At 62.2% G+C, this 1,156-nt stretch carries 2 protein-coding genes; one reads left to right on the top strand and one right to left on the bottom strand.

All coding sequences use genetic code 11. The annotated features are described in order from the left end of the window. On the bottom strand, positions 1-81 hold an 81-nt coding region (locus BMY22_RS25170), incomplete at its 3' end, for a hypothetical protein (protein ID WP_244158989.1). Between the two features lie 341 nt (positions 82-422). Here BMY22_RS25170 and BMY22_RS23490 point away from each other — a divergent pair. After that, on the top strand, positions 423-1,156 hold a 734-nt coding region (locus BMY22_RS23490; protein WP_090625738.1), incomplete at its 3' end, for an IclR family transcriptional regulator.

Consider the following 1,156-nt stretch of genomic DNA (forward strand, 5'->3'; position numbering starts at 1 on the left):
GGCGAGGATCAGGCCTTCGAGGACTTCGGGGGTTTCGGTGGCTGGGCCGAGGGTGGCGACGATCTTGGTTCTTCGCAGCATGGCGTTCATTCCTCCGGGGAAATAGTTGTTTTGTAAAAGCTCAAGTAGATACCAATCACTTTCCCTTCTTGATCTCGGCCAGTCTGCGGAACAGCGCCTGGGCACCTGAGGGAGCGTTGTCATGTCCGGGCATGAAAGCCTGGGGTGGATAAGACCTTAAACTAGGCATCATCTTGTTTCAATATATGAGATAAAATCCCATATAATGAGAATTGCCATTCAATTTGGCCCAGCAGCTAGGCTATTCATTAGTGTTTAATTTCCCATAATATGGGATATATTCTCACATATTGAAATGATCGAGAATCCGGTTTAGTGTTTCTTCAACAGGAGGCTTTCCCATGGCCGAACACGACAACAACATTCCCCCGGGCGCCCAGGCGCTGTTCCGCGGCCTAGCCGTGATCGACGCGGTGGCCCAGGGCGATACCAGCCTGCCGGCAATCGGCGCTCGGATTGGCTGCACCCGCAGCACCACGCACCGCCTGGCCGCGGCGCTGGTGCAGGCCGGCTACCTGCGCAGCACGTCGAACGGCTACCTGCTCGGCGCACGGCTGATCGAGCTGGGCTTCAAGGCTCGCGAGCAACTGCCCTTGGTCAAGCTCGCCCAGCCCCATCTGGAGCGTCTGTCGCAGCTGACTCAGGACACCATCCACCTCGGCGTGCGCGAGGGCGGCGACGTGCTCTACATCGAGAAGTTGCCCGGCACCCGAGGCCTGGAAATGCGCTCGCGGGTCGGCCTACGCATGCCGCTGGCCCTCACCGGGGTCGGCAAGGCGCTGATGCTCGACCTGGACGAGGCTGCGTGGCACGTGCTGTACGAGGAAGGCCTGGCGCGCCGCGCCGGTCAGCCGGGGCTGCGCGAGCAGTTCACGCGCTGGGACGAGTACCGCGTGCAGATGCGCGAGTACGCTGCCGCTGGCGGCAGCTTCGACCTCGAGGAAAACGAACTGGGCGTGCGCTGCGTCGCCGCACCGATCCGCGACGCCGGTGGCACCATCGTCGCCGCGCTCAGCGTGACCGGCGCCATTCCCTTCATGCCGGAGGCGCGCCTGCGCGACCTGCGTCCCGAGGC

The organism is Azotobacter beijerinckii (assembly GCF_900110885.1).
Lineage (GTDB): Bacteria > Pseudomonadota > Gammaproteobacteria > Pseudomonadales > Pseudomonadaceae > Azotobacter > Azotobacter beijerinckii.